Below are 20,319 nucleotides of genomic sequence, written 5' to 3' on the forward strand. Positions count from 1 at the left end.
TCTTGATGGACAGGGACGCACCCCTCAACACTCCAACCGATTTTATGGTTGTAAATTGCATAAAACTCATTTCATCAATAGGGTGTGATGCGGTTGTCTCATAACGTGGGCTGATAAGGCGGGCGAGGCAATCAATATGGCGCTATTGATAAAAGTCCAGCACAGTCCAGCGCAGCTGATGAGCAAATCCTCCGGGAACTGACGATTTGGGCGCATTCCAGCGTTGCGCCCTCGCTAAGGTAGCAGATTTAGCTTCGTACCACGCCTTGTACTCCACCCCAATCATCTTGTTCGCACGCATCCTATTGATGAAATGCGTTCTATTACATCTATTGTCATTTGACTGCAACCACACTTGCTACGTAGCGCGACATGTACACATCTACGCAAGGAATCGTAAATTTTCCGGTTTTTATCCTGCTATGCAAGGCTATGTCCGTTCCCGCACAGAACAATATCGCGCCAGATTTCATAATGAATAAAAACCTGTTCACTGAATCTGACCATGACTATCTTAAACGACGCACACTCCAATGTGGAAACCGATGGTGTACCGCCACCACCTAAGAGGCGCCGCGCGGCGTTCCTCTCACTTTCTGCATGGCGGCAATTCATTGATGTCGCCAAGCCCTACTGGTTGGGTGAAGAATGGAAAAGAGCCTGGATACTCCTGGTACTGCTGATCGTATTAATGCTGTTTGAAACCAAGTTCGCCGTCATGCTGAACGATCAGGCCGGAGAAATGACTTCTGCACTGGCAGCAAAGGAAGGTGATCGTTTTTGGACATCCGTGCAAACCTGCCTGATGGTGCTGGCCTTTGCGGTGCCGACTTATGCTTTCTACTATTACATGCGCGACCTGTTCGCCAACCAGTGGCGGCGCTGGCTCAGCGGGCGCTTTCTCGACGGCTACCTTAAAGACCGTAAATACTACGCACTGGGTGCCGATAGCACCCTTGACAACCCTGATCAGCGTATCAGCGAAGACATTAATACCTTTACAGGCAGGTCCATTAACTTCTTGCTCATTTTCTTGGGATCTGCCATGCAGCTGGTGGCGTTCAGCGCTGTACTTTGGAAGATTTCCCATTTGCTGGTCGGCGTATTGGTGGTGTACGCCCTCATCGGTACCGGTGCCGCGTTGTATGCTTTCGGCAACCCATTGATACACCTGAATTTCTGGCAACTGCGGCGCGAGGCGGACTTCCGTTACAGTCTGATGCGTGTACGCGAAAATGCTGAATCCATCGCTTTCTACCGCGGCGAAGCGCAGGAACGCGCGCACATCGACAGCAAACTGCACCGCGCTATCCAAAACTACGACAAGCTGATCAAGAAACAACGTTCTCTTAATCTATACCAGCGCACATTCAGTCAACTCACTTTGGTGTTGCCCGTGGCGATACTTGCCCAGCAAGTCTTGTCCGGCGAGCTGGAAGTTGGGCGTGCGACGCAGGCCATTGGGGCATTTTCTGCCGTGCTTGGCGCGGTGGGTGTGATCGTGGAAAATTTTGAGAGTTTGAGCCGCTTCGTGGCAGGCGTAGGCCGTCTGCAGGCATTGTCAGACCTGGTATTGCCCAAGACCGCACCCGAAGCGGCCACTGAAGCGGCAACTGAAGCGGCAACTGAAGCCGAGGCCGTACGCATACAGTTGCGTCCAGGTACCCGGTTCGCGCTGGAATCAGTCACCCTGCATCCCCCGCAATCGCAACGTGTACTGATCAAGGAACTGAGTCTTGCATTGCAACCCGGCGAGGCCTTGCTCATTACCGGCGACAGCGGCTGCGGCAAAAGCTCGCTACTGCGTGCGATTGCCGGATTGTGGCACACCGGCAGCGGCCTCATCCATCATCCACCACTGGAAAATTTCTTCTTTCTGCCGCAGCAACCTTATCTGCAGACAGGTTCGCTGCGCAGCCAACTGATCTACCCTAGTGCCGATTCAGAACTAAGCGACGAGCAGTTGCTGGAAATTCTGGATCAGGTATATCTGCCGCAACTGGCCAAGCGTGTAGGTGGACTGTCTGCGGTGCAGGACTGGGAGAAGCTACTGTCCGTCGGCGAGCAGCAACGTATGGCCTTCGCCCGCATCCTGGTCCATACACCTGAGATTGTCATTCTCGACGAAGCAACCAGCGCACTCGACAGCGCCAATGAATCGGCCCTGTACGCACGCCTGCGTGAGAGCGGCGTCACCTTGATCAGTATCGCCCACCGCCCCGCCGTGCTAAAGCACCACACCCATGTCCTGCACTTGCTCGGCGACGGCGCATGGAAGTTGCATGAGGCGAGCACTTATCAGTTTGATGCAGCAGTAGTCAATGTGGTCAGTGTGAGCAATGAGGAAGTACAGTCTGTGCCTGCGTTACAGGCTGCAGCAGCGTAGGGTGCGGGCTCAAGAATGCAAGGCGGCTGCGGGGACGCATAGGCTGAACTATTGCACCTTCTGCGGCCATTGCATGTAGCAAGCCGTTTTCGACGCGCGCTTCGGCTCCAACTTATTTTGGAGCCGCCGACCATTATCTCGTTGCCAGCTAGCGCTTTGGTCTCAGTATTCGCCAACATCTCTGCATATAACAGCCGACCGCTTCAACATATTGGGTAGCAACGCGGGCGACGGTTTTAATGTCTCGTGAGCAACGACGTGGCAATCATACAGATGATTATCGAGACACGCATCGATTGAAACTAACCGAATTGCCATGCCGAGCTGCCCAAGCTAATTTCGCTCGCGAAGATCAAACAGTGGGCGCTTGAAGGCAGCATCCTGCAAGCGGCCTGCGTGGACCGCGAGTATTCCTACGTAAATGCGTAACAGGCGAAAACAGCTTTGGAATCAACGTATTTTTGCCTCACCGAACGACAGGTAACGACCCATAAAAGACACACGCTTGCGTCGTACAGGCCATTCTTTAGCGCTGATGTTGAGTAGCGTAGGCAAGTGTATGCGATTCTACTTCAAAGAAGGTGGCACAGATTGCAGCAGGTTGGCCACTTCAGCCTTCCAAAACCTCGCTTGAAATGCTGTTCCGTGCCCGGCCGTCTGGTCACTCATCGGTATGAGAAAAACATGTCCGTTCTTCACGCGCTTGATTTCACGATCCAGAATTCCAAGCTCTGGTGGATTGCGTTCGTCATCAGCGGAATTGATAGCCAGCAGCGCGGACTGGATTCGCTCAAGTCCAGATGACGCGTTGTAATCACGCGAAGATTTCCACTGATAGAGGACATCATTGGCATCAGCACTGAAGGGCGCGTTGAGCCGTTGATCAAGATTTTCGTCGGCTTTCTGGCGTGTCGGAGTCGCTCTTGACATTGCTTGATTGCCACCGTTCGTGGCAACGCCAAAAAACACGGAGGCGAATTTCGCGCTTCGCGGTTGCTTCAAGTAGTTTCCGCTCATCCATTCTGGATCGTTGCGAATTGAATCAATGATGAGCCGCCTGAGCATCCAGTTTCGGCTTGACATTGCGGTTGGCAGCGATGCCATCGGAACTACGATGTCCATTAACTTCGGATGTTTTTGAGCGAAAATCCATGCCTCCATCCCGCCCATGGAATATCCAAGAACAAGTCGCAGATGGGGTATGCCGAGGTGCTCTGACACAAGTTTGTACTGGGCTTCGACCATGTCCTCATAGTTATATTTCGGAAATTCCATGCGAAGCCCGTCAGAGGGCTTGCTCGATTTGCCGTGGCCGATTGCGTCGGGAATAATCACAAAGTAACGTCCTGCATCTAACGGCTGCCCCGGACCGAAGAGTTCGCCAGCGAATGCAGGTGCAAGCATACTGGAACTTGATTGAGTAGTGCCGTGAAGGATCAGTACAGGCTCGCCGGTTGGAGCACCAACGGTTGTATAGTGGAGCCTCAGCTCAGGCAAAATTTCTCCAGAGTGAAACCGAAAATCGCGCACGATCCAGTCACCTTCCTTTGGCGCCGGATAGTCCGCGGCGAAGCCATCAATGGCGGTCAGCATACAAAAAGTGGCAAATATTGCCTGCCAAAGAACATGAACGAGTTTCATTGAGTCTCCCTTTTAAGCGTCTTAAGCGTTCTTGAGATGTCTTCTCTACAGTTATTTTCGTTTCGTGAACTGCGCGCCCGTATGCTGCTACTTTGACGCAGGTAAATCTACGTCTAATGGTTCGGCAGCGTCGGAGGCGGCTCTTGGCCGATAATAACCCTAAATTGCTTATCATTTGCTTATGACAGCTCATACGGAACAATGCGCAACTAAAATCAACGCATCTCCGCTTGGCATAGCCCCTTTGGCGTCCAGTCATGAACTAATGTCGTTGGCGGAAGAGAGGGAGCATGGAGGATAAGTGCGAAACCTTTTCTCGGTTCGCGTCCTAATGCCATAAGCAGCATTGGCGGGCCGCCACGTATTACCATGCTATTCCCTGGTCCACGCCCCACTTGTATGCCTTCTGGCGTTTCCAGACAAGAATCCCCGCTGACGGCATAAAAAGCTTCGGGCCCAGAATGGATATGGATTGGTGCTGTCATACCCGGGCTAAAGGTAGATTTGAGAAACTCCGCATCATACGAAGTATTTCTATCTATTGAAATAGGTCCCACTTGCGCTACGTGCTCTCCGTTGAGCGGGCGCGATGCCACCGGTCCGACATTGAACAACCAGAAGCTGCCAAACGCTTTGATAACCGAAGTGCTGCGGACTACATCCCGCTGCGCTGCTTCGACGCTGGAATATTTATCCAGGTTCCAATAGACGGTATCTGCGTTAAAGCTGCCCAAACTCTCATGTGAAAGCAGACATGCGGGGCCAGCTTTTTCTTCGTTGACGTTCACATCTTCACAATGACGGGATGTGGCCTGGGCCCAGGCAGGAGTGCTTGCGATGATTAATTTGAATGCGACTAATATGCCTGCAATACTTTTGCAGCCGGAAGACATCCAAAATTTGTTGGTAGTTGACATAGGCACTCCAAAGAATTTAACAGCGGGATTAACATGAAAATGTACATTGATTGCTACGCCGACGGTCCGCTTTTGGCCATCCCCTGCCGATCCAGCTAGGTTTTAATCAAAATCTTCTGTTCCATTTGCTTCAACGTACCGTCACCATTCACACATGCATAAAGGGTCGTGGTCGTAATGTCCAAACGGCGTGCCACTTCGGCGGGATTGGTTTTAGGGGTAGTCGCAGTTGTTGTGTCGATCTGCGCGCCAGCACCGGTCAATATTTTTAAGCCGACGTTTCTAGAGCGCAATTCCTCCACTGTCGTTACCAAGTGCTTCAAGTCGCGACCAAGTCGATCTGGTTTCCACACCACCAGCGTATTGCCAGGCTCGAGTGCTTTGAGGCAAGCATTCAACCCAGGCCCGTCGTCCTTGTGGACAATGGTACGGTCTTCGTAAATCTGGCTTGGATCGATGTCAGCGGAAATCAGCACATCGCGTTAAGGCATTAGTGTCTGGCTACCATTGCTTTTAGAAACGCGAACATATCCGACCAACATGACGCATCTAATGTCGATGTTCATTTAACTTTGAACAGCCAAAACTGCTAAATCAAGCACTTACAAAACCACCAACAACTTAAGTCTGAACCAAGTTTTCATTTAACTCTGAATTCCTAGGGGTTTTTTTCATCTAAGTTTGAACTTTAAGAAATTTGCAAAAACGGATTGGAAAAATGAACTCACACGCCCCAAATCATTAAAAGATTAGCCTTTGAATTTATGTAAGCGTCAACTCAGCTACGTCTTGAACGGGGTGCCTAGTTCGACGATGATGGCATCACACCGCTAAGAAGTGGAGTGATTTCCGGCAGAGGCCAATTGCCCGGCGCAATGCCAGGGCAGGTACTCGTCAACTCGGTTAGCGGAGTAATCGGCGCCGTGGGCGCAGTGATGGATCCGTCGCGCAAACACCGGCGGGGTGACACAGTCCACTGCTACATGGCGAGCCGGTCAACTGCTCTTGTGGTGACGAATTGACGTCGCCTCGCGACAGCCGAATTTCTGCACCGTCGGGCTCATAATCCTAACCTCGCCTGTTACGTTGACCCTGCTGCCAGGTGCATCGTGGGCCTCTCCCTCCATGCAGAGTATCTTGGGCAACGTTGGGACATTGACATCCCGGTAGTCCAGCACATAGGTGTAGCCGACGCGCATGTTCACCTCGAGCTCAAACGTGGCGATATCGTATTCCGTCGTGAAGTACATCAATGAGGGCCCACCTCGAGCCTGGTAGGTGCTCACCTCGACCGTGAAGCGATGCAAGCCCGGCTTGAATTCCTTAATGTCTCCGTCATAGACGAAATTTACGGGAACGCCGTCGACTTGGCGATACTTCATGTTGGGGCGGGTATGCAGAAACAGCAAGGCAGCGTCCTTGCGCTCGAGCTTGGGGCCCTCGTACATTTTCGAGGTCCCACAGGCCGTCAATACTAGGCAACCTGCAACACCGAGGAATGCGCGCGTTATAAAATATACCATATCATTGAGCCGCCGGCCGTCAGCCTGTTGTGAAAAAATCTATATTACGCCGGATTCTTGTTTTTTGGAAGCAACATATGAATGAAAAGGCTAGGACGCCGGTAGGAGGTCTATTGTAAGCGACTGCCCAGCGCCGTCTGAGCTGGACCTGGATTTGTTAAATGATGCAGTGACACGGCTGGGAAGTAAGCGTCTGCCCAGGGCCGTATTGATGGCTGCGTCGAATTACTAGATGATGGCATCACACCGCTGGGAAGCGGCGTGTTGTTCAGGCAGGGGCCAACTACCCGGCGCAATGCCAGGGCAGTAATTCGTCAACACGATTGACGGGATGATCGGCGATGTGGGCTAGCACGTGGCGCAACCAAGCTTCGGGATCGACCCCGTTGAGCTTGGCCGTAAATGAAAATCGACATCTAACGTACAAGAAAAGCTAAATCCGAGGGTACAATATTGTGTATTTTTTATCAATGAGTGTCGATGTTCATTTAACTTTGAACTTCCGAAACAGCTAAATCAAGCACTTACAAAACGCTATGCAATTTAAGTCTTGTGCGTTTGCTAGCTGAATTGACCCTGTCAGTTTGATCCACCTTCCACTTCCTGGCGAAGGCTGCCACCCGGTCATACGACCCTTCAAATCCCAGTTCTTTCAGATCGAGATGAAGTTGTTTTAAGCTTCGTCGCTGCTTACGATTTTTACCCGCTTCGGTTTTAAGCCAGCTTGAAAGCTGTAATGCATATTTATCGATGGCGCTTGTTGTTTGTCGATCCGCATAGGCTGGCTCTGTGACTTCAGAGCGCAGATAGCGCCGGACAGTATTTCGCGAGATGCCCAGTCGTCTGGCGATCTCGCGTAATGGAATCTGGTCACGAATGTGCCAGCGTCGAATAATACCTAGTAATGCCACGTCAATCACTCCTGCTCCCTACTCATCAAGATAAGTAGGATTGTGTGCTAAACGTGGGTCAATTTTAGATGCAATTTATCCAGCAAAGTGGGTCAATTTTCAGTGCAAATCAACAGTCCCCGATCAATATGTCGCTGGATTTTACTGATGACGTTCAATGGCGAGTGAATTGCACTAACGATTCGGAAGATGCAGCTTAAATCAATTTTTGGATAGTGAAACTAAAATAAATTATTCTGTCATGAATGTACAAGCTAGTGTAGAAGTTTTTTCAGGGACGGCGATGGCAAAGGTTAAGACGATAAAACAAAACACTCTTTCTGTTTATAAATGGAAACGACTGGCCAAAGAGGCGCTTATCAACGCACTTCGTTTACACAAGGATGCCGTGTTACTTTTTGAAGCTGGTTCATATCCTTCTGCTTATCAAATCTCTGTATTGGCACTGGAAGAATTCGCGAAAGCAAAATGGGTTGATCACTATTATTATTCCTCGGTAACCAATGATGGATTTCCTGACGCTGAATTTGAACAGAGTTGGTTGAAACTGTTATATCTACACAGCGAGAAACAATTCGCTTTCATTAGCTATGATTTGTTCGAATTTACACCGGAGTTGGTCAAATTCATAAAATCTGGTCAACTAGAGCGAAAGAAGCAAAGCGCGGTGTACGTTGGGTTAGGGAGAGGAAGCAAAATCATTGATGTTAACAGTCGAATTTCAACACCAAAGTCGATCAAGTTAATTGATGCAAAAAGAATGATTTCGTGGGTGAACGCCGAATTTATATATATTCATAAATCCATAACGGTGAATTCTGGAAATTTCGGTATAGCTGATCTTGATGAAGTCATTTTGTGGAAAGCGAACCAATTCATTTTTGAGTGGCCGTATAAATCTAGAATAAGGTCTCGCAACAATAGATTCGCGCATTTGAATGCACAGACCCCCTAATTGCAAAATTTATGTCAGCAGCGTCTGTGCTCAAGATTCCTTGGTGCTTGGTCACACAATCAAGGCCTGGAGCTCTGTTTGAAGAAGACGCCACTGGCAGCCTACCCCGCACGCTGGTCAAACCGGCCTAAAATAGCGTGATTTCTCATTCTCTCAATAATCCTGAGTAAATCTCCATGATCATCACTCCAGCAATCACGAATTGGCTCAACTGGGTGGTCATAACAAGCCAACCACTTCGCCGCTACGACGCAAACGCGTTCCCGATAGGGTTTGGCTCTGCTGCTATCGTCGAATATGCTGGGCGAAGGTTTTTACTTTCAGTAGCCCATGTAGTAAATAATGACGAATCTGATTGGGTCATGGATATTGGACATGATCCGAAAATCGGCCCGGGCCAAGAAACCTGGCGGCCGCGTTCTTTTGTATACGCTGGCGAAGCAAACCACGGAACTGAAGTCACTGGCTTACTCGATTTCTGTTATGCCGAACTCCCATCGAGTCTAAAGTCGTTTTATCAATATCGATCCCTAGTCGCTTCAGGTAAAAGGCGTCTGCGTCATGTATTTCGATCAGACCTTTCGACCTTACCGAACGTCGAAGATGTTTACGCTTTTGCGGGCGAAGTAAATCCAGCACATCTTGGTTCAAATATTTTTTGCACTGACATGGTTATTTTCCCCGGTTTGAAATACCTCCGCACCGAAAACGAAATGCATGTCTTCAAATTGCCTGTTGAACATCCTGGACATAGCGAATTTAAAGGCTGCAGCGGCGCGCCTATTGTCGACATGAAAAAACGAATTGTAGCGTTGGTGTGCAAAGGGGATGAAGAGCAAGGTCTTGTATATGGCATTTCAGTGACACATTGCAAACCTTTTCTAGATTTTCTGTGTAACGTCAGTGTATAACGTGCCGCACTTTACTAGCCGTGCCGCACTTTACTAGCTTCCGATTCGAAGGGCAGCACCAGCGGCCAGCTACAAAGAGGAAACCAGCCGAGATTAACTTTGCCCGATTTTTGTCCATCCCCCTAATACAGCACAATGTGCCAGATGAGGCAAAATTCAAAGTTAAATGAGAAAAGTTCAAAGTTAAATGAAAATCGACAATGAGTTTTCTTGTACTAATTCTCCTTCTGTCGAAATTACAATCAAGTAACAAATGTTAATTTGCTACTAATGCTTGACTGTAAAATCCCCCATTCAGAAATCAATGCAAAAAGTCGCTTGCATAAATCACTGTTTTTTTATACAGTACTGCAAATCGCAGGAAATTAAGCCTGTATTCCTTTTTCCACCCGCCGCTTATTGAATGAAAGAATGTATGGACGATAAGAAACCAGAAAATGCCTCAGAAAAAGCAAAGGCACTTGCAGCAGCGCTGGCACAGATAGAAAAGCAGTTTGGTAAAGGTTCGGTCATGCGTATGGCCGATGGTGAAGTGGTGGAAGAGGTGCAGGTTGTTTCTACTGGCTCCCTGGGCCTGGATATCGCGCTGGGCGTCGGTGGCTTGCCACGTGGTCGCGTAGTTGAGATTTATGGCCCTGAATCCTCTGGTAAAACCACATTGACGCTGCAGGCAATTGCTGAAATGCAAAAGCTGGGCGGTACTTGTGCATTTATCGATGCTGAACATGCTTTGGACGTAGGCTACGCTCAAAAACTCGGTGTGAATCTGTCTGATTTACTGATTTCCCAGCCTGATACAGGTGAGCAAGCACTGGAAATTACCGATGCGCTGGTGCGCTCAGGTAGTGTTGATCTGGTGGTTATTGACTCGGTAGCAGCCTTGACGCCACGTGCCGAGATTGAAGGCGACATGGGTGATTCTTTGCCTGGTCTGCAAGCACGTCTGATGTCCCAGGCTTTACGTAAGCTGACTGGCAGTATCAAACGTACTAATACGCTGGTGATCTTTATTAATCAGATCCGTATGAAAATTGGCGTCATGTTTGGTAGCCCAGAAACGACAACAGGTGGTAATGCGCTGAAGTTTTATGCTTCCGTACGTCTGGATATCCGCCGCACTGGCTCCATCAAGTCGGGTGATGAAGTGGTGGGTAATGAAACCAAGGTCAAGGTAGTCAAGAACAAGGTGGCGCCACCATTTAAGGAAGCGCACTTTGATATCATGTATGGCGAAGGTACTTCACGCGAAGGTGAGATTCTGGATCTGGCAGCCGATGCCAAGATCATAGAAAAAGCCGGTGCCTGGTATAGCTATAACGGTGAGCGTATCGGCCAGGGTAAGGACAATGCACGTACTTATCTGAAAGAGCGTCCTGAACTGTCATTTGAAATTGAAAACAAAGTGCGCTTGCATCTGGGCGTGCCTTTGTTGATGCCGTCGGCGGCAACGGCTGAGTAAGTTGATTCACTAAGCTGAAGCCTAAGTTTTAGCGCTAAGTTGTAACACTGAGCTGCAGCGCTGTCAGCACTATAGTTTTGTATCATGCCGGTTGGTAGCTACCAACCGGCATTTTCGCTTTTAAAGTATGAAGAAACCTACCATTAGCCTGAAAGCCCGTGCCCTGCGTTATTTATCCATGCGTGAACATAGCCGCATGGAACTGGAACGCAAGCTGGCACGCTATGCGGAAGAGGGTGATGACGTGGCTGCCGTGCTGGATTTTTTGGAGGCGGCCAAGTATTTATCTGGCGAGCGGTTTTCTGAATCTTTGGTTAACCGGCGGCAGGCGAGGTTTGGCAATAACCGCATTTTGGCGGAGCTGCAAAGCCACGGCCTGGATGCGCAGGATATAGAAAACGTTAAAGAAGATTTAAAAGAGTCTGAGGTAGAGCGGGCTGTTCAGGTCTTGCACAGGAAATTTCGACATGCGCCGCAAGATCATCAGGAGAAGATGAAACAGGCGGCGTTTTTGCAGCAGAGGGGGTTTTCCGGCAGGGCGACGCAGGCGGCGATGCGAGCGCCGCGGGATGAGGATGATGAATAGTACTCACAATTCAATATGCTCACAATGTCAATAATGTCGCCCCAGCCTAGACTGGGGTCCAGCGGCGTTTGTTCATCTTGATTGCGGATCAATTATTTGTATAAACTTAAAAATCCTGAATAAGACCCCGACAGATTTAGCTCTAAGGGTGGTAACAAGATGGATTCCTGCCTGCGCACACTGCTGTCCGGAATAATTATCTTGACTCATTCGGAGAGTCAAGTACGAACAGCGTCTCGGCGATTCTTCTACGTCGAAGACTTAATTCTGCAATTGAATAATTTTTGTCAGCGATCATGCTTGAAGCTCCTTCCCCTTCAAGGGGAAGGTTGGGATGGGGATGGGTTTCTGTAGCAAAATCATTTACAGCCAATCGACTGAAACCCATCCCCACCCTAACCCTCCCCTTGAAAGGGAGGGAATTTACTCGTTATTGTTTGTCAAGGACATTATTCCGGACAGCAGTGAGCCTGCGCAGGAATGACGAAGTGGAGAATATTCTTATTATTGAAGCCGGGACATTAATTGAAGCCCTGGCATTGATTGAAGCACAGACATTGGGTTGATAAGCCGCAACTTGGTGAGTTCAATTCGATCTGCGAAAACTTTGCTTTTATCAGTCCGGTACTTGACACCGAAACTACGTATACGTTTATAAACGCCCAGTGGTGGGTTGATGGGGCTTAATCTGGCGAGACTCCGCATTAATCTACAGGGCTGATAAGAAACTGATAAAAGCATCCTGATGAACCCGTTCCTTACCTGCAAAGTAAAACTTCGGCCTGAACTTTGAAATAACAGGTATTGGGTTGCGGCATAAATAAGCACACCTTTCAATGGGATTCAGGTATTGCAAGAACAGACATTTACCTGATAATCGCCCGGTTTTCTTTTGCCAAACCACAAAAAACTTAATTTTCTGCTTAGATTTCTGCATAAGCATACTCAGAAAACTGCTTAAATTGTAGTCGTATGATGAGTTCGCGGCTGGTCTGTGCTACACTCTGCTGGTTTTTTTGCAGGGCCGCAGGAGCGGCTGTTATCGTAGAAGCTGCGGTAACGACACGCAATTGTGGCTATTTATTCAGTAATTCCGGTTTAGCCGCCAGCAGGCATGATGCCCTTATCTTCGTCAATCAACAGACGCGCCCTGAAGCATACGCGTACTATCCAGATCGAAGCGTTCGCGCGCGATGACGGATTGTGGGATCTTGACGCCCGTATCACTGACTATAAGCCTCGCGATATCACCCTCGCATCAGGCGTGCGCCCGAATGGCAGCGCGCTGCATGACCTCAGCCTGCGCATAACTATTGATTTGCAATTGACCATCGTTGATGTGGAAGCGTCTTCGGATGCCGTACCTTATCCGGGTTATTGCGAAGTCATTACTCCAGATTATAAAAAACTCATCGGTTTGAATTTGTTAAGGCAGTTCCGCCAGGGCGTGAAAGAGCGCATGGCTGGTGTGCAGGGTTGCACCCATCTGACGGAAATGGCACAAATTCTACCCACTGCTGCTGTCCAGGCTTTTGCCGGCGATGTGATCGATACCCGCGACGGGGCGACTGATCACGGCCAGCAGGCGCAGCAACCTTTTCAACTTGATCGCTGTCACGCCCTTCGTACTGACGGGCCGGCGGTTGTTCAATATTACCCACGTTGGGCAAAAGTATCGCCTGACGTGAAATCACCCAGCTAGTTTGTTTGTTTAATTATTTATACCTCAGTGTCTGAAGGGAAGTCGTATGAAAATTCATGAGTATCAGGGTAAAGAAATCCTCCGCAAATTCGGAGTGACAGTACCACGCGGTATTCCATGCCTGTCTGTTGACGAAGCTGTCAAAGCGGCTGAAACGCTGGGCGGACCAGTCTGGGTTGTTAAAGCACAGATACACGCCGGTGGCCGTGGTAAGGGTGGTGGCGTGAAAGTCGCTAAATCCCTAGAACAAGTGCGTGAATACGCTGACGCGATTCTGGGCATGCAACTGGTCACGCATCAGACCAGTGCTGAAGGTCAAAAGGTTCGTCGCCTGTTGATCGAAGAAGGCGCAGATATCAAAAAAGAACTGTATGTCAGTATGGTCACTGACCGTATCAGCCAGCGCGTGGTCTTGATGGCCTCCAGCGAAGGCGGTATGGATATTGAAGAAGTGGCAGAAAAACATCCAGAATTGATCCACAACCTGGCAATCGACCCGACTGCTGGCTTGCAAGATGCTGAAGCGGATGACATCTCCCGCAAAATCGGTGTGCCAGAAGGCTCCATCGCTGACGCACGCGTACAGTTGCAAGGTTTGTACAAAGCCTTCATGGAAACTGACTGCTCCCTGGCTGAGATCAATCCTTTGATCCTGACTGGCTCCGGCAAGGTTATCGCACTGGATGCAAAATTCAACTTCGACGCGAATGCATTGTTCCGTCAACCAGAAATCGTGGCTTACCGCGATCTGGATGAAGAAGATCCAGCTGAAATCGAAGCGTCTAAATTTGACCTGGCTTACATCTCCCTTGACGGCAATATCGGCTGCCTGGTGAATGGTGCCGGTTTGGCGATGGCAACCATGGATACTATCAAACTGTTCGGCGGCGAACCAGCCAACTTCCTCGACGTAGGTGGTGGTGCAACAGCAGAAAAAGTCACTGAAGCCTTCAAGATCATGTTGAAAAATCCAGGCCTGAAAGCCATCCTGGTCAACATTTTCGGCGGCATCATGCGTTGTGACGTGATCGCTGAAGGCGTGATCACTGCATCCAAGGCAGTTTCCCTGCAAGTACCACTGGTTGTGCGTATGAAGGGTACTAACGAAGACATCGGCAAGAAGATGCTGGCTGACTCTGGCCTTCCTATCATCGCGGCTGACACGATGGAAGAAGCAGCACAGAAGGTTGTTGCAGCTGCTGCAGCTCAAGCTTAATAATCGCAAGGAACAGATATGTCCATCCTGATCAATAAAGACACTAAAGTCATCACCCAAGGTATCACTGGCAAAACTGGCCAGTTCCATACTCGCATGTGCCGCGATTACGCAAACGGTAAAAACTGTTTCGTCGCTGGCGTGAACCCGAAAAAAGCTGGCGAAGATTTCGAAGGCATCCCGATTTTTGCTAACGTATCTGAAGCTAAAGCAGCAACTGGCGCGACAGTATCCGTCATCTACGTTCCACCAGCAGGCGCAGCAGCTGCCATCTGGGAAGCCGTTGAAGCTGACCTGGATCTGGCAATTTGCATTACTGAAGGCATCCCTGTCCGTGACATGATGATGTTGAAAGACCGCATGGCTAAGTCCGGCAGCAAAACAAAATTGCTCGGCCCTAACTGCCCAGGTCTGATCACTCCAGACGAAATCAAAATCGGCATCATGCCAGGCCATATCCACCGTAAAGGTCGTATCGGCGTGGTTTCCCGTTCCGGTACTCTGACTTATGAAGCAGTGGGTCAATTGACTGCACTGGGTCTGGGTCAGTCTTCTGCTGTTGGTATCGGTGGTGATCCTATCAATGGTCTGAAACACATCGACATCATGAAGATGTTCAATGATGATCCAGATACTGATGCTGTCATCATGATCGGTGAAATCGGCGGCCCTGATGAAGCGAATGCTTCTTACTGGGTACGCGACAACATGAAGAAGCCGGTTGTTGGCTTCATCGCTGGTGTTACTGCGCCTCCGGGCAAGCGCATGGGCCATGCTGGCGCGCTGATCTCTGGTGGTGCCGATACTGCACAAGCCAAGCTCGACATCATGGAAGAATGCGGCATCAAGGCCACTAAAAACCCGTCAGAGATGGCGCGTTTGTTGAAAGCCATGCTGTAAGCTCAATGCTGTAAAGCTGTCGTAGATGAAAAAGAGTCGCAAATTTTGCGACTCTTTTTTTATTTATGGCCGGGTTTATGGTGGATATCCGTGCAAATAGATTTCCTTAATGTTAAGCTTGAACATCAGTGGTTAATCTCTATTGAATTCAGTATGTTTTGGTATGTTTTGTTTAGCTGATTTGCTTAGTTGATTTGCTTACCTGATGATGCGGCGTATTGCGTCGATAATCAGTGAAGGGGCGAGCAAGAACGCAATTCTGCACACTAGAAACAGAGGGTTTACGCAAAATTTCAGGCTGCGTCATGCCATCGACGCTACATGATGATATGTTACGCGTCGTGTCCAGGTAAGCTGTTTACTGGCGGTGCGGGCAAAGTCAGGAGAATATTTGCTTAAGCCCTGATTAAAATAATTTAAAAATAATTCTAAAATATTATCTGTTTCATATAAATTTATTCACCTCAGGATGTATCCCAACATTTATTGATGTCATACCAGCGTGTACTAGAATTTGCTGCCCTGTCTGATACGGGCTTGGTCAGGTCGCATAACGAAGATGCCATCGTCGTTTGTGCCGACTATGGCTGTGCGGTCCTGGCCGATGGCATGGGGGGATATAACGCGGGCGAAGTCGCCAGCGCCATGACCGCCCAAATCATTGCTGAATATTTATGTAGCAAGATGGATGCCATCTGGTTCCCGTCCATGGGGCCAAGGCCGCTGGCGATGGCACGCTGGATGACAGAGTCAATCGAGCAGGCCAATCGCAATGTCTTGTATACAGCGCTGACCAATCCAGAATGCGCAGGCATGGGCACTACCGTGGTGGTGGCATGCTGTTTGCAAGACAAGCTTTTGCTAGCACACGTCGGTGATTCGCGCGCCTATCGTTATCGTGCGGGCGAGCTGACACGTCTGACGCAGGATCATTCGGTATTGCAGGAACAGATCAATGCAGGCCTGGTGACTGAAGAAGAAGCACGTTATTCTTCTATTAAGAACCTGATCACCAGGGCGGTGGGGACTCTGGAAGAAGTGCATACAGAGTTGCATACACACCATACTGAAGAAGAAGATTTGTATCTGATGTGTTCAGATGGATTGACCGATATGCTCGGGCATGATGAAATCCAATCCTTGATCAGGCAGCACGGGTCTGAGCTTCAGTCTTGTGCCGAAGCCTTGATCGATGCTGCCAAGGACAGGGGCGGGCTGGATAATATTTCCGTAGTCCTGTTCAGGCTGGTGAGTGAAGAAAACAAGTCCTGGTTACAAAGAACATTTACCCGGTAGGTCGGGGATTATGAATTGATGAGAGATTTATGGCGAAAATTATCGTCACCTTTAATGGTTTGGTTCAGCAAGAAATCACTATCAGCAAATCACGCCTTACCGTAGGCCGGCGCCCCAGTAATGATATCGTCATTGATCACCTGACTGTCAGTGGTCAGCATGCCGCAATTGATACTTCTTCCAGTGGCTCTTTTGTACTTGATCTTGGTAGCACCAATGGCACCATGGTCAATGCGCAGCCTGTCAAAAAACATTTGTTGCAGCACGATGATGTCATCGACATCGGTAAATACAAATTGCGTTTCCAGGTAGAAGAGTCAGGCAAGCAGACTTTTGTGCCTGAGCCAGGCCAGGCGCAACCGGCCGCAGTTGAAAAGCCAAGAGCCAAGATCAAGGTCATGACTGGCCCTAATGCAGGTAAGGAACTCAATCTTGTAAAGCCCGTCACTACAATAGGCAGCCCTGGCACCCAGGTCATTGCGATTACCCAGCAAGGCAAGGAATATGTCATTGCACAGGTCGAGGGTAATGCTGCTGCGACCGTCAATACCCAGTCCATCAAAGACAAACCTCATACCCTCAAGCATGCTGACATGATAGAGCTGTCAGGGACAAAAATGGCAGTGATTTTCTACTAGAACTCATTTCGTCCCTGCCTGAGCCACCAGGGCAGGGACAAGCCAGACTTTGAAATTGCCTGGAAAAACTTCCCTTGCTTCATTTGATGGGCCAGATGACCTGGCTGCACATCCACTGCGCATGTGCTTGCGCTTACGCTACATATGTCAGGCAGTTGCCAAGTAAAAAAATTTTCATATTTTCATCAAGTGTTGAAACAATTTTTTACATGACTGACAGACTTGTCAGTCGTCTTTGTGATCTTACACAAACATTGACAAATATTTGCATTGATTAAATTGCAATTGTTGACGCATTTCGTCACTAGTTAATCAATGGCTTATGGAATCGCTGATTTATGCATAAGAAAATGCGAAGTTGCGCAGTAAACACAAACTGGCACGGTGATTGCTACATGTGAACCGTAGTCCCTGATTTCAACTTTTCCTGGAGTTCATAATGAAAGCTATCCCTAAACAGCTGCAACGCGGCTTTACACTGATCGAATTGATGATTGTTGTTGCAATTATCGGTATCTTGGCAGCGATCGCTATCCCTCAGTATTCTGATTACACATCCCGTACTCGTGCAGCTGGCGCGGTTTCGGAACTGGATAGTCTGAAATCTGCAATGGCAATTTGCTACCAAAATGAAGGTGCATGGACTAACTGTGCAACTACAGGTTCTAACGGTATCCCATCTTTCCCAGTTACAACTAAATTCCTGCCAGTAATCCCAACTGCAGCTGGTCTGGGTATCATCACTGCAACACAAACTGGTGCAACTACAACTGCTGGTGTTCCTTTGACACTGACATTGACACCAACAATCTCTTCTGGTCAAGCAAACATGATCTGGACAGCATCTGGCACAGTATGCGATCCAATCCGTGGTTTGAAAGCTGGTCAAGGCGGCTGCCCATAATAGCTGGTTTGATTGTCAAAAAAGCCCACTTCATTGTTGTGGGCTTTTTTTGTTATGAACCTCTGGACAATTTTTTTTAAAGATTCAATTTTATAATGAGGCAACAAATGAAATTAAATATGAAAACCGTGCAACGTGGTTTTACGTTGATCGAATTGATGATTGTTGTTGCAATTATCGGTATCCTGGCAGCGATCGCTATCCCTCAGTATTCTGATTACACATCCCGTACTCGTGCAGCTGGCGCGGTTTCGGAACTGGATAGTCTGAAATCTGCAATGGCAATTTGCTACCAAAATGAAGGTGCATGGACTAACTGTGCAACTACAGGTTCTAACGGTATCCCATCTTTCCCAGTTACAACTAAATTCCTGCCAGTAATCCCAACTGCAGCTGGTCTGGGTATCATCACTGCAACACAAACTGGTGCAACTACAACTGCTGGTGTTCCTTTGACACTGACATTGACACCAACAGTGTCTTCTGGTCAAGCAAACATGATCTGGACAGCATCTGGCACAGTATGCGATCCAATCCGTGGTTTGAAAGCTGGTCAAGGCGGCTGCCCATAATAGCTGGTTTGATTGTCAAAAAAGCCCACTTTATTATGGTGGGCTTTTTTTTTAGCAAGTGATCAAAAATATATTCATAAATGCCAAATATTAAATATGGGAAATTGTTTTTTAGTAATATTTCTCAGCAGATATTGGCAATGAACTCAATTTGTACCAAGTAATGAATGAGACAGCAAAATTATTATTGGCAAGTAAAATTGCAAGTCGAATAATAAAAAACTGCTTATTTGCAATAAGTTAATCGATAGTAAGCGTGTGCTTAATATGTTTTTGACGCTGGGTGAGGCATCTACTACGAAGCTCGCCAAGCGATAGTGAAGCATATTTCATCTCGATAAACTTGTTTTTGCTTACAGACAGAACCTTTACATGTAGGAGTAACAAATGAAATTACCTATGCAAAAAATGCAACGCGGCTTTACGTTGATAGAATTGATGATTGTTGTTGCAATTATCGGCATCCTGGCAGCGATCGCTATTCCTCAGTATTCTGATTACACATCCCGTACCCGTGCTGCCGGTGCAGTTTCAGAACTGCAGAGTTTGAAGAAGGCGATGGCGATTTGTTTCCAGAACGAAGGTGCGTGGACTAACTGTGTAACGACTGGTTCAAATGGCATTCCATCTTTCCCGGTTACGACTAAATTCCTGCCAGTAATCCCGACTGTAGCTGGTCTGGGTATCATCAGTGCAACACAAACTGGCGCAACAACAACTGCTGGTGCTCCTTTGACGATGACACTGACACCAACAATCTCTTCTGGTCAGGCAAACATGATCTGGACAGCATCCGGCACAGTCTGCGATCCTATCCGTGGTTTGAAAGCTGGTCAGGGCGGCTGTCCTTAATAGCTGGTTTGGCTTCCCAAAAGAACCCACGTTATTGTGGGTTTTTATTTTGATGATCAAATTATGCTTATAACAAAAGCTGATCAAGCCCTGCAAAGCGTGAAATAAACAGGCAGTGCCAGATTTAATGGCTTGCAAGAAATTCATTGGAGTAGAATTTGTCACAGCACCTTTGTCTTTAATTAAGGCCTGACTAGAAGCTGGCTTTTGAACTTGACCAGATCAATCAAGAAGATATGCAGTTTACATCGTGACGGCATGGTATCTTCAGTTACGATGAACCCTTATATAAGGTAACAATACATGACATCATTTGCGCAGACGGTACAACGCGGTTTCACCTTGATAGAGTTGATGATAGTTGTGGCAATTATCGGCATTCTGTCCGCAATTGCGCTTCCTCAATATTCTGACTATACGTCACGCACGCGCGCAGCCGGGGCAATTTCAGAGTTGCAGAGTCTGAAGCATGCGATTTCGCTTTGCTATCAAATGGAAGGCGCATGGGCAAGCTGTTCTACCATAGGTAGCAATGGCATCCCCACTTATCCCATCACCACCAAGTTTTTGCCAGTGGCCCCCACAGCAGCGGGCAATGGCGTTATCACTGCAACGCAAACGGGTGCAACCACGACTGGTGGTGCACCTTTGGCTGTGACATTGACCCCGACTATCTCCAGTGGCCAGGCAAACATGATCTGGACAGCAAGTGGCACAATCTGTGACCCCATACGCGGCTTGAAGTCCGGCCAGGGCGGTTGCTGACATATCAATTTACCCGCAAGCTCAATCAACAGCTTGCGGGTTCTCATATCTTCTCTATTTCTGTCTATGACAGAAAAACTTCTCGCCTTGCCTTACCGGTAACAACCCGTCATATGCAAAAGACATCCCGGGACTTGCAAGGCAGTTCTGATTTATTGCTCAAACTTGTGCGCCACATTTACAAT

General features: G+C 48.4%; 19 protein-coding genes and 2 pseudogenes. 15 read left to right on the forward strand and 6 right to left on the reverse strand.

Annotation, left to right across the window (positions count from 1 at the left end; translation table 11 throughout):
- Nucleotides 1-505 precede the first annotated feature (505 nt).
- A complete protein-coding gene (locus tag ACO0LI_RS19705; RefSeq protein WP_423034708.1) occupies nt 506-2,386 on the forward strand; it encodes an ABC transporter ATP-binding protein/permease in 1,881 nt (626 codons plus the stop codon).
- A gap of 567 nt (nt 2,387-2,953) precedes the next feature.
- Here the strand turns inward: ACO0LI_RS19705 and ACO0LI_RS19710 are convergent.
- The 6 genes and pseudogenes from ACO0LI_RS19710 to ACO0LI_RS19735 form a co-directional block, all read right to left on the reverse strand.
- The gene (locus tag ACO0LI_RS19710; protein ID WP_423034710.1) at nt 2,954-4,027 is read right to left on the reverse strand and encodes an alpha/beta fold hydrolase; all 1,074 of its coding nucleotides are present in this window, start codon (nt 4,025-4,027) and stop codon (nt 2,954-2,956) included.
- A gap of 215 nt (nt 4,028-4,242) precedes the next feature.
- Complete coding sequence (locus tag ACO0LI_RS19715) at nt 4,243-4,944, reverse strand: hypothetical protein (RefSeq protein WP_423034712.1); 702 nt, start codon at nt 4,942-4,944, stop codon at nt 4,243-4,245.
- A gap of 95 nt (nt 4,945-5,039) precedes the next feature.
- On the reverse strand, nt 5,040-5,420 hold the full coding sequence (locus ACO0LI_RS19720) for a recombinase family protein (protein WP_422952269.1): 381 nt from the start codon (nt 5,418-5,420) through the stop codon (nt 5,040-5,042).
- Nucleotides 5,421-5,939: 519 nt separating this feature from the next.
- The gene (locus ACO0LI_RS19725) at nt 5,940-6,392 is read right to left on the reverse strand and encodes a hypothetical protein (RefSeq protein WP_422952270.1); all 453 of its coding nucleotides are present in this window, start codon (nt 6,390-6,392) and stop codon (nt 5,940-5,942) included.
- 358 nt (nt 6,393-6,750) lie between these two features.
- A pseudogene (locus ACO0LI_RS19730) lies at nt 6,751-6,867 on the reverse strand (transposase domain-containing protein); the annotation flags it as partial.
- A 181-nt stretch (nt 6,868-7,048) separates the two neighbouring features.
- Nucleotides 7,049-7,387 (reverse strand): annotated as a pseudogene (locus tag ACO0LI_RS19735) (helix-turn-helix domain-containing protein); the annotation flags it as partial.
- A gap of 232 nt (nt 7,388-7,619) precedes the next feature.
- Between ACO0LI_RS19735 and ACO0LI_RS19740 the strand changes: the two are divergent.
- From ACO0LI_RS19740 to ACO0LI_RS19805, 14 genes are all read left to right on the forward strand, one after another.
- Nucleotides 7,620-8,333 (forward strand): AbiV family abortive infection protein, encoded by a 714-nt coding sequence (locus ACO0LI_RS19740; RefSeq protein ID WP_422952271.1) that lies wholly within the window; start codon nt 7,620-7,622, stop codon nt 8,331-8,333.
- 176 nt (nt 8,334-8,509) lie between these two features.
- On the forward strand, nt 8,510-9,244 hold the full coding sequence (locus ACO0LI_RS19745; RefSeq protein ID WP_422952272.1) for a hypothetical protein: 735 nt from the start codon (nt 8,510-8,512) through the stop codon (nt 9,242-9,244).
- A 415-nt stretch (nt 9,245-9,659) separates the two neighbouring features.
- Nucleotides 9,660-10,703, forward strand: coding sequence for a recombinase RecA (recA, locus tag ACO0LI_RS19750; RefSeq protein ID WP_422952273.1), 1,044 nt, complete (start codon nt 9,660-9,662; stop codon nt 10,701-10,703).
- 127 nt (nt 10,704-10,830) lie between these two features.
- Entirely contained in the window at nt 10,831-11,289 is a 459-nt protein-coding gene (gene recX / locus ACO0LI_RS19755) for a recombination regulator RecX (protein ID WP_423034714.1), read from the forward strand.
- Between the two features lie 296 nt (nt 11,290-11,585).
- Nucleotides 11,586-11,855 carry a hypothetical protein gene (locus tag ACO0LI_RS19760; RefSeq protein WP_423034716.1) on the forward strand — a complete coding sequence of 90 codons (270 nt, stop codon included), beginning with the start codon at nt 11,586-11,588 and terminating at the stop codon, nt 11,853-11,855.
- A 551-nt stretch (nt 11,856-12,406) separates the two neighbouring features.
- A complete protein-coding gene (locus ACO0LI_RS19765; RefSeq protein WP_422952275.1) occupies nt 12,407-12,991 on the forward strand; it encodes a DUF2889 domain-containing protein in 585 nt (194 codons plus the stop codon).
- A gap of 31 nt (nt 12,992-13,022) precedes the next feature.
- On the forward strand, nt 13,023-14,207 hold the full coding sequence (sucC, locus tag ACO0LI_RS19770; protein ID WP_268978095.1) for an ADP-forming succinate--CoA ligase subunit beta: 1,185 nt from the start codon (nt 13,023-13,025) through the stop codon (nt 14,205-14,207).
- An 18-nt stretch (nt 14,208-14,225) separates the two neighbouring features.
- A complete protein-coding gene (gene sucD / locus ACO0LI_RS19775; RefSeq protein WP_186947208.1) occupies nt 14,226-15,107 on the forward strand; it encodes a succinate--CoA ligase subunit alpha in 882 nt (293 codons plus the stop codon).
- A 489-nt stretch (nt 15,108-15,596) separates the two neighbouring features.
- On the forward strand, nt 15,597-16,403 hold the full coding sequence (locus ACO0LI_RS19780) for a Stp1/IreP family PP2C-type Ser/Thr phosphatase (protein WP_422952276.1): 807 nt from the start codon (nt 15,597-15,599) through the stop codon (nt 16,401-16,403).
- A 29-nt stretch (nt 16,404-16,432) separates the two neighbouring features.
- Nucleotides 16,433-17,041, forward strand: coding sequence for an FHA domain-containing protein (locus tag ACO0LI_RS19785; RefSeq protein ID WP_422952277.1), 609 nt, complete (start codon nt 16,433-16,435; stop codon nt 17,039-17,041).
- A 439-nt stretch (nt 17,042-17,480) separates the two neighbouring features.
- Entirely contained in the window at nt 17,481-17,945 is a 465-nt protein-coding gene (locus ACO0LI_RS19790; RefSeq protein ID WP_422952278.1) for a pilin, read from the forward strand.
- A gap of 119 nt (nt 17,946-18,064) precedes the next feature.
- The gene (locus tag ACO0LI_RS19795) at nt 18,065-18,517 is read left to right on the forward strand and encodes a pilin (protein WP_422952296.1); all 453 of its coding nucleotides are present in this window, start codon (nt 18,065-18,067) and stop codon (nt 18,515-18,517) included.
- 399 nt (nt 18,518-18,916) lie between these two features.
- Complete coding sequence (locus tag ACO0LI_RS19800) at nt 18,917-19,369, forward strand: pilin (protein WP_423034744.1); 453 nt, start codon at nt 18,917-18,919, stop codon at nt 19,367-19,369.
- Between the two features lie 303 nt (nt 19,370-19,672).
- Nucleotides 19,673-20,134 carry a pilin gene (locus ACO0LI_RS19805; protein WP_423034718.1) on the forward strand — a complete coding sequence of 154 codons (462 nt, stop codon included), beginning with the start codon at nt 19,673-19,675 and terminating at the stop codon, nt 20,132-20,134.
- The last annotated feature ends 185 nt before the right edge of the window (nt 20,135-20,319 follow it).

This window comes from Undibacterium sp. Tian12W (genome assembly GCF_049339405.1).
Taxonomy (GTDB): Bacteria; Pseudomonadota; Gammaproteobacteria; order Burkholderiales; family Burkholderiaceae_D; genus Undibacterium.

What these genes read in the sequence shown, in the direction of transcription:
- ACO0LI_RS19705 (WP_423034708.1), top strand. Translation starts at nt 506, where the DNA reads ATGACTATCTTAAACGACGCACACTCCAATGTGGAAACCGATGGTGTA.
- ACO0LI_RS19710 (WP_423034710.1), bottom strand. Translation starts at nt 4,027, where the DNA reads ATGAAACTCGTTCATGTTCTTTGGCAGGCAATATTTGCCACTTTTTGT.
- ACO0LI_RS19715 (WP_423034712.1), bottom strand. Translation starts at nt 4,944, where the DNA reads ATGTCAACTACCAACAAATTTTGGATGTCTTCCGGCTGCAAAAGTATT.
- ACO0LI_RS19725 (WP_422952270.1), bottom strand. Translation starts at nt 6,392, where the DNA reads ATGTACGAGGGCCCCAAGCTCGAGCGCAAGGACGCTGCCTTGCTGTTT.
- ACO0LI_RS19740 (WP_422952271.1), top strand. Translation starts at nt 7,620, where the DNA reads ATGAATGTACAAGCTAGTGTAGAAGTTTTTTCAGGGACGGCGATGGCA.
- ACO0LI_RS19745 (WP_422952272.1), top strand. Translation starts at nt 8,510, where the DNA reads ATGATCATCACTCCAGCAATCACGAATTGGCTCAACTGGGTGGTCATA.
- recA (WP_422952273.1), top strand. Translation starts at nt 9,660, where the DNA reads ATGGACGATAAGAAACCAGAAAATGCCTCAGAAAAAGCAAAGGCACTT.
- recX (WP_423034714.1), top strand. Translation starts at nt 10,831, where the DNA reads ATGAAGAAACCTACCATTAGCCTGAAAGCCCGTGCCCTGCGTTATTTA.
- ACO0LI_RS19760 (WP_423034716.1), top strand. Translation starts at nt 11,586, where the DNA reads ATGCTTGAAGCTCCTTCCCCTTCAAGGGGAAGGTTGGGATGGGGATGG.
- ACO0LI_RS19765 (WP_422952275.1), top strand. Translation starts at nt 12,407, where the DNA reads ATGCCCTTATCTTCGTCAATCAACAGACGCGCCCTGAAGCATACGCGT.
- sucD (WP_186947208.1), top strand. Translation starts at nt 14,226, where the DNA reads ATGTCCATCCTGATCAATAAAGACACTAAAGTCATCACCCAAGGTATC.
- ACO0LI_RS19780 (WP_422952276.1), top strand. Translation starts at nt 15,597, where the DNA reads ATGTCATACCAGCGTGTACTAGAATTTGCTGCCCTGTCTGATACGGGC.
- ACO0LI_RS19785 (WP_422952277.1), top strand. Translation starts at nt 16,433, where the DNA reads ATGGCGAAAATTATCGTCACCTTTAATGGTTTGGTTCAGCAAGAAATC.
- ACO0LI_RS19790 (WP_422952278.1), top strand. Translation starts at nt 17,481, where the DNA reads ATGAAAGCTATCCCTAAACAGCTGCAACGCGGCTTTACACTGATCGAA.
- ACO0LI_RS19795 (WP_422952296.1), top strand. Translation starts at nt 18,065, where the DNA reads ATGAAAACCGTGCAACGTGGTTTTACGTTGATCGAATTGATGATTGTT.
- ACO0LI_RS19800 (WP_423034744.1), top strand. Translation starts at nt 18,917, where the DNA reads ATGCAAAAAATGCAACGCGGCTTTACGTTGATAGAATTGATGATTGTT.
- ACO0LI_RS19805 (WP_423034718.1), top strand. Translation starts at nt 19,673, where the DNA reads ATGACATCATTTGCGCAGACGGTACAACGCGGTTTCACCTTGATAGAG.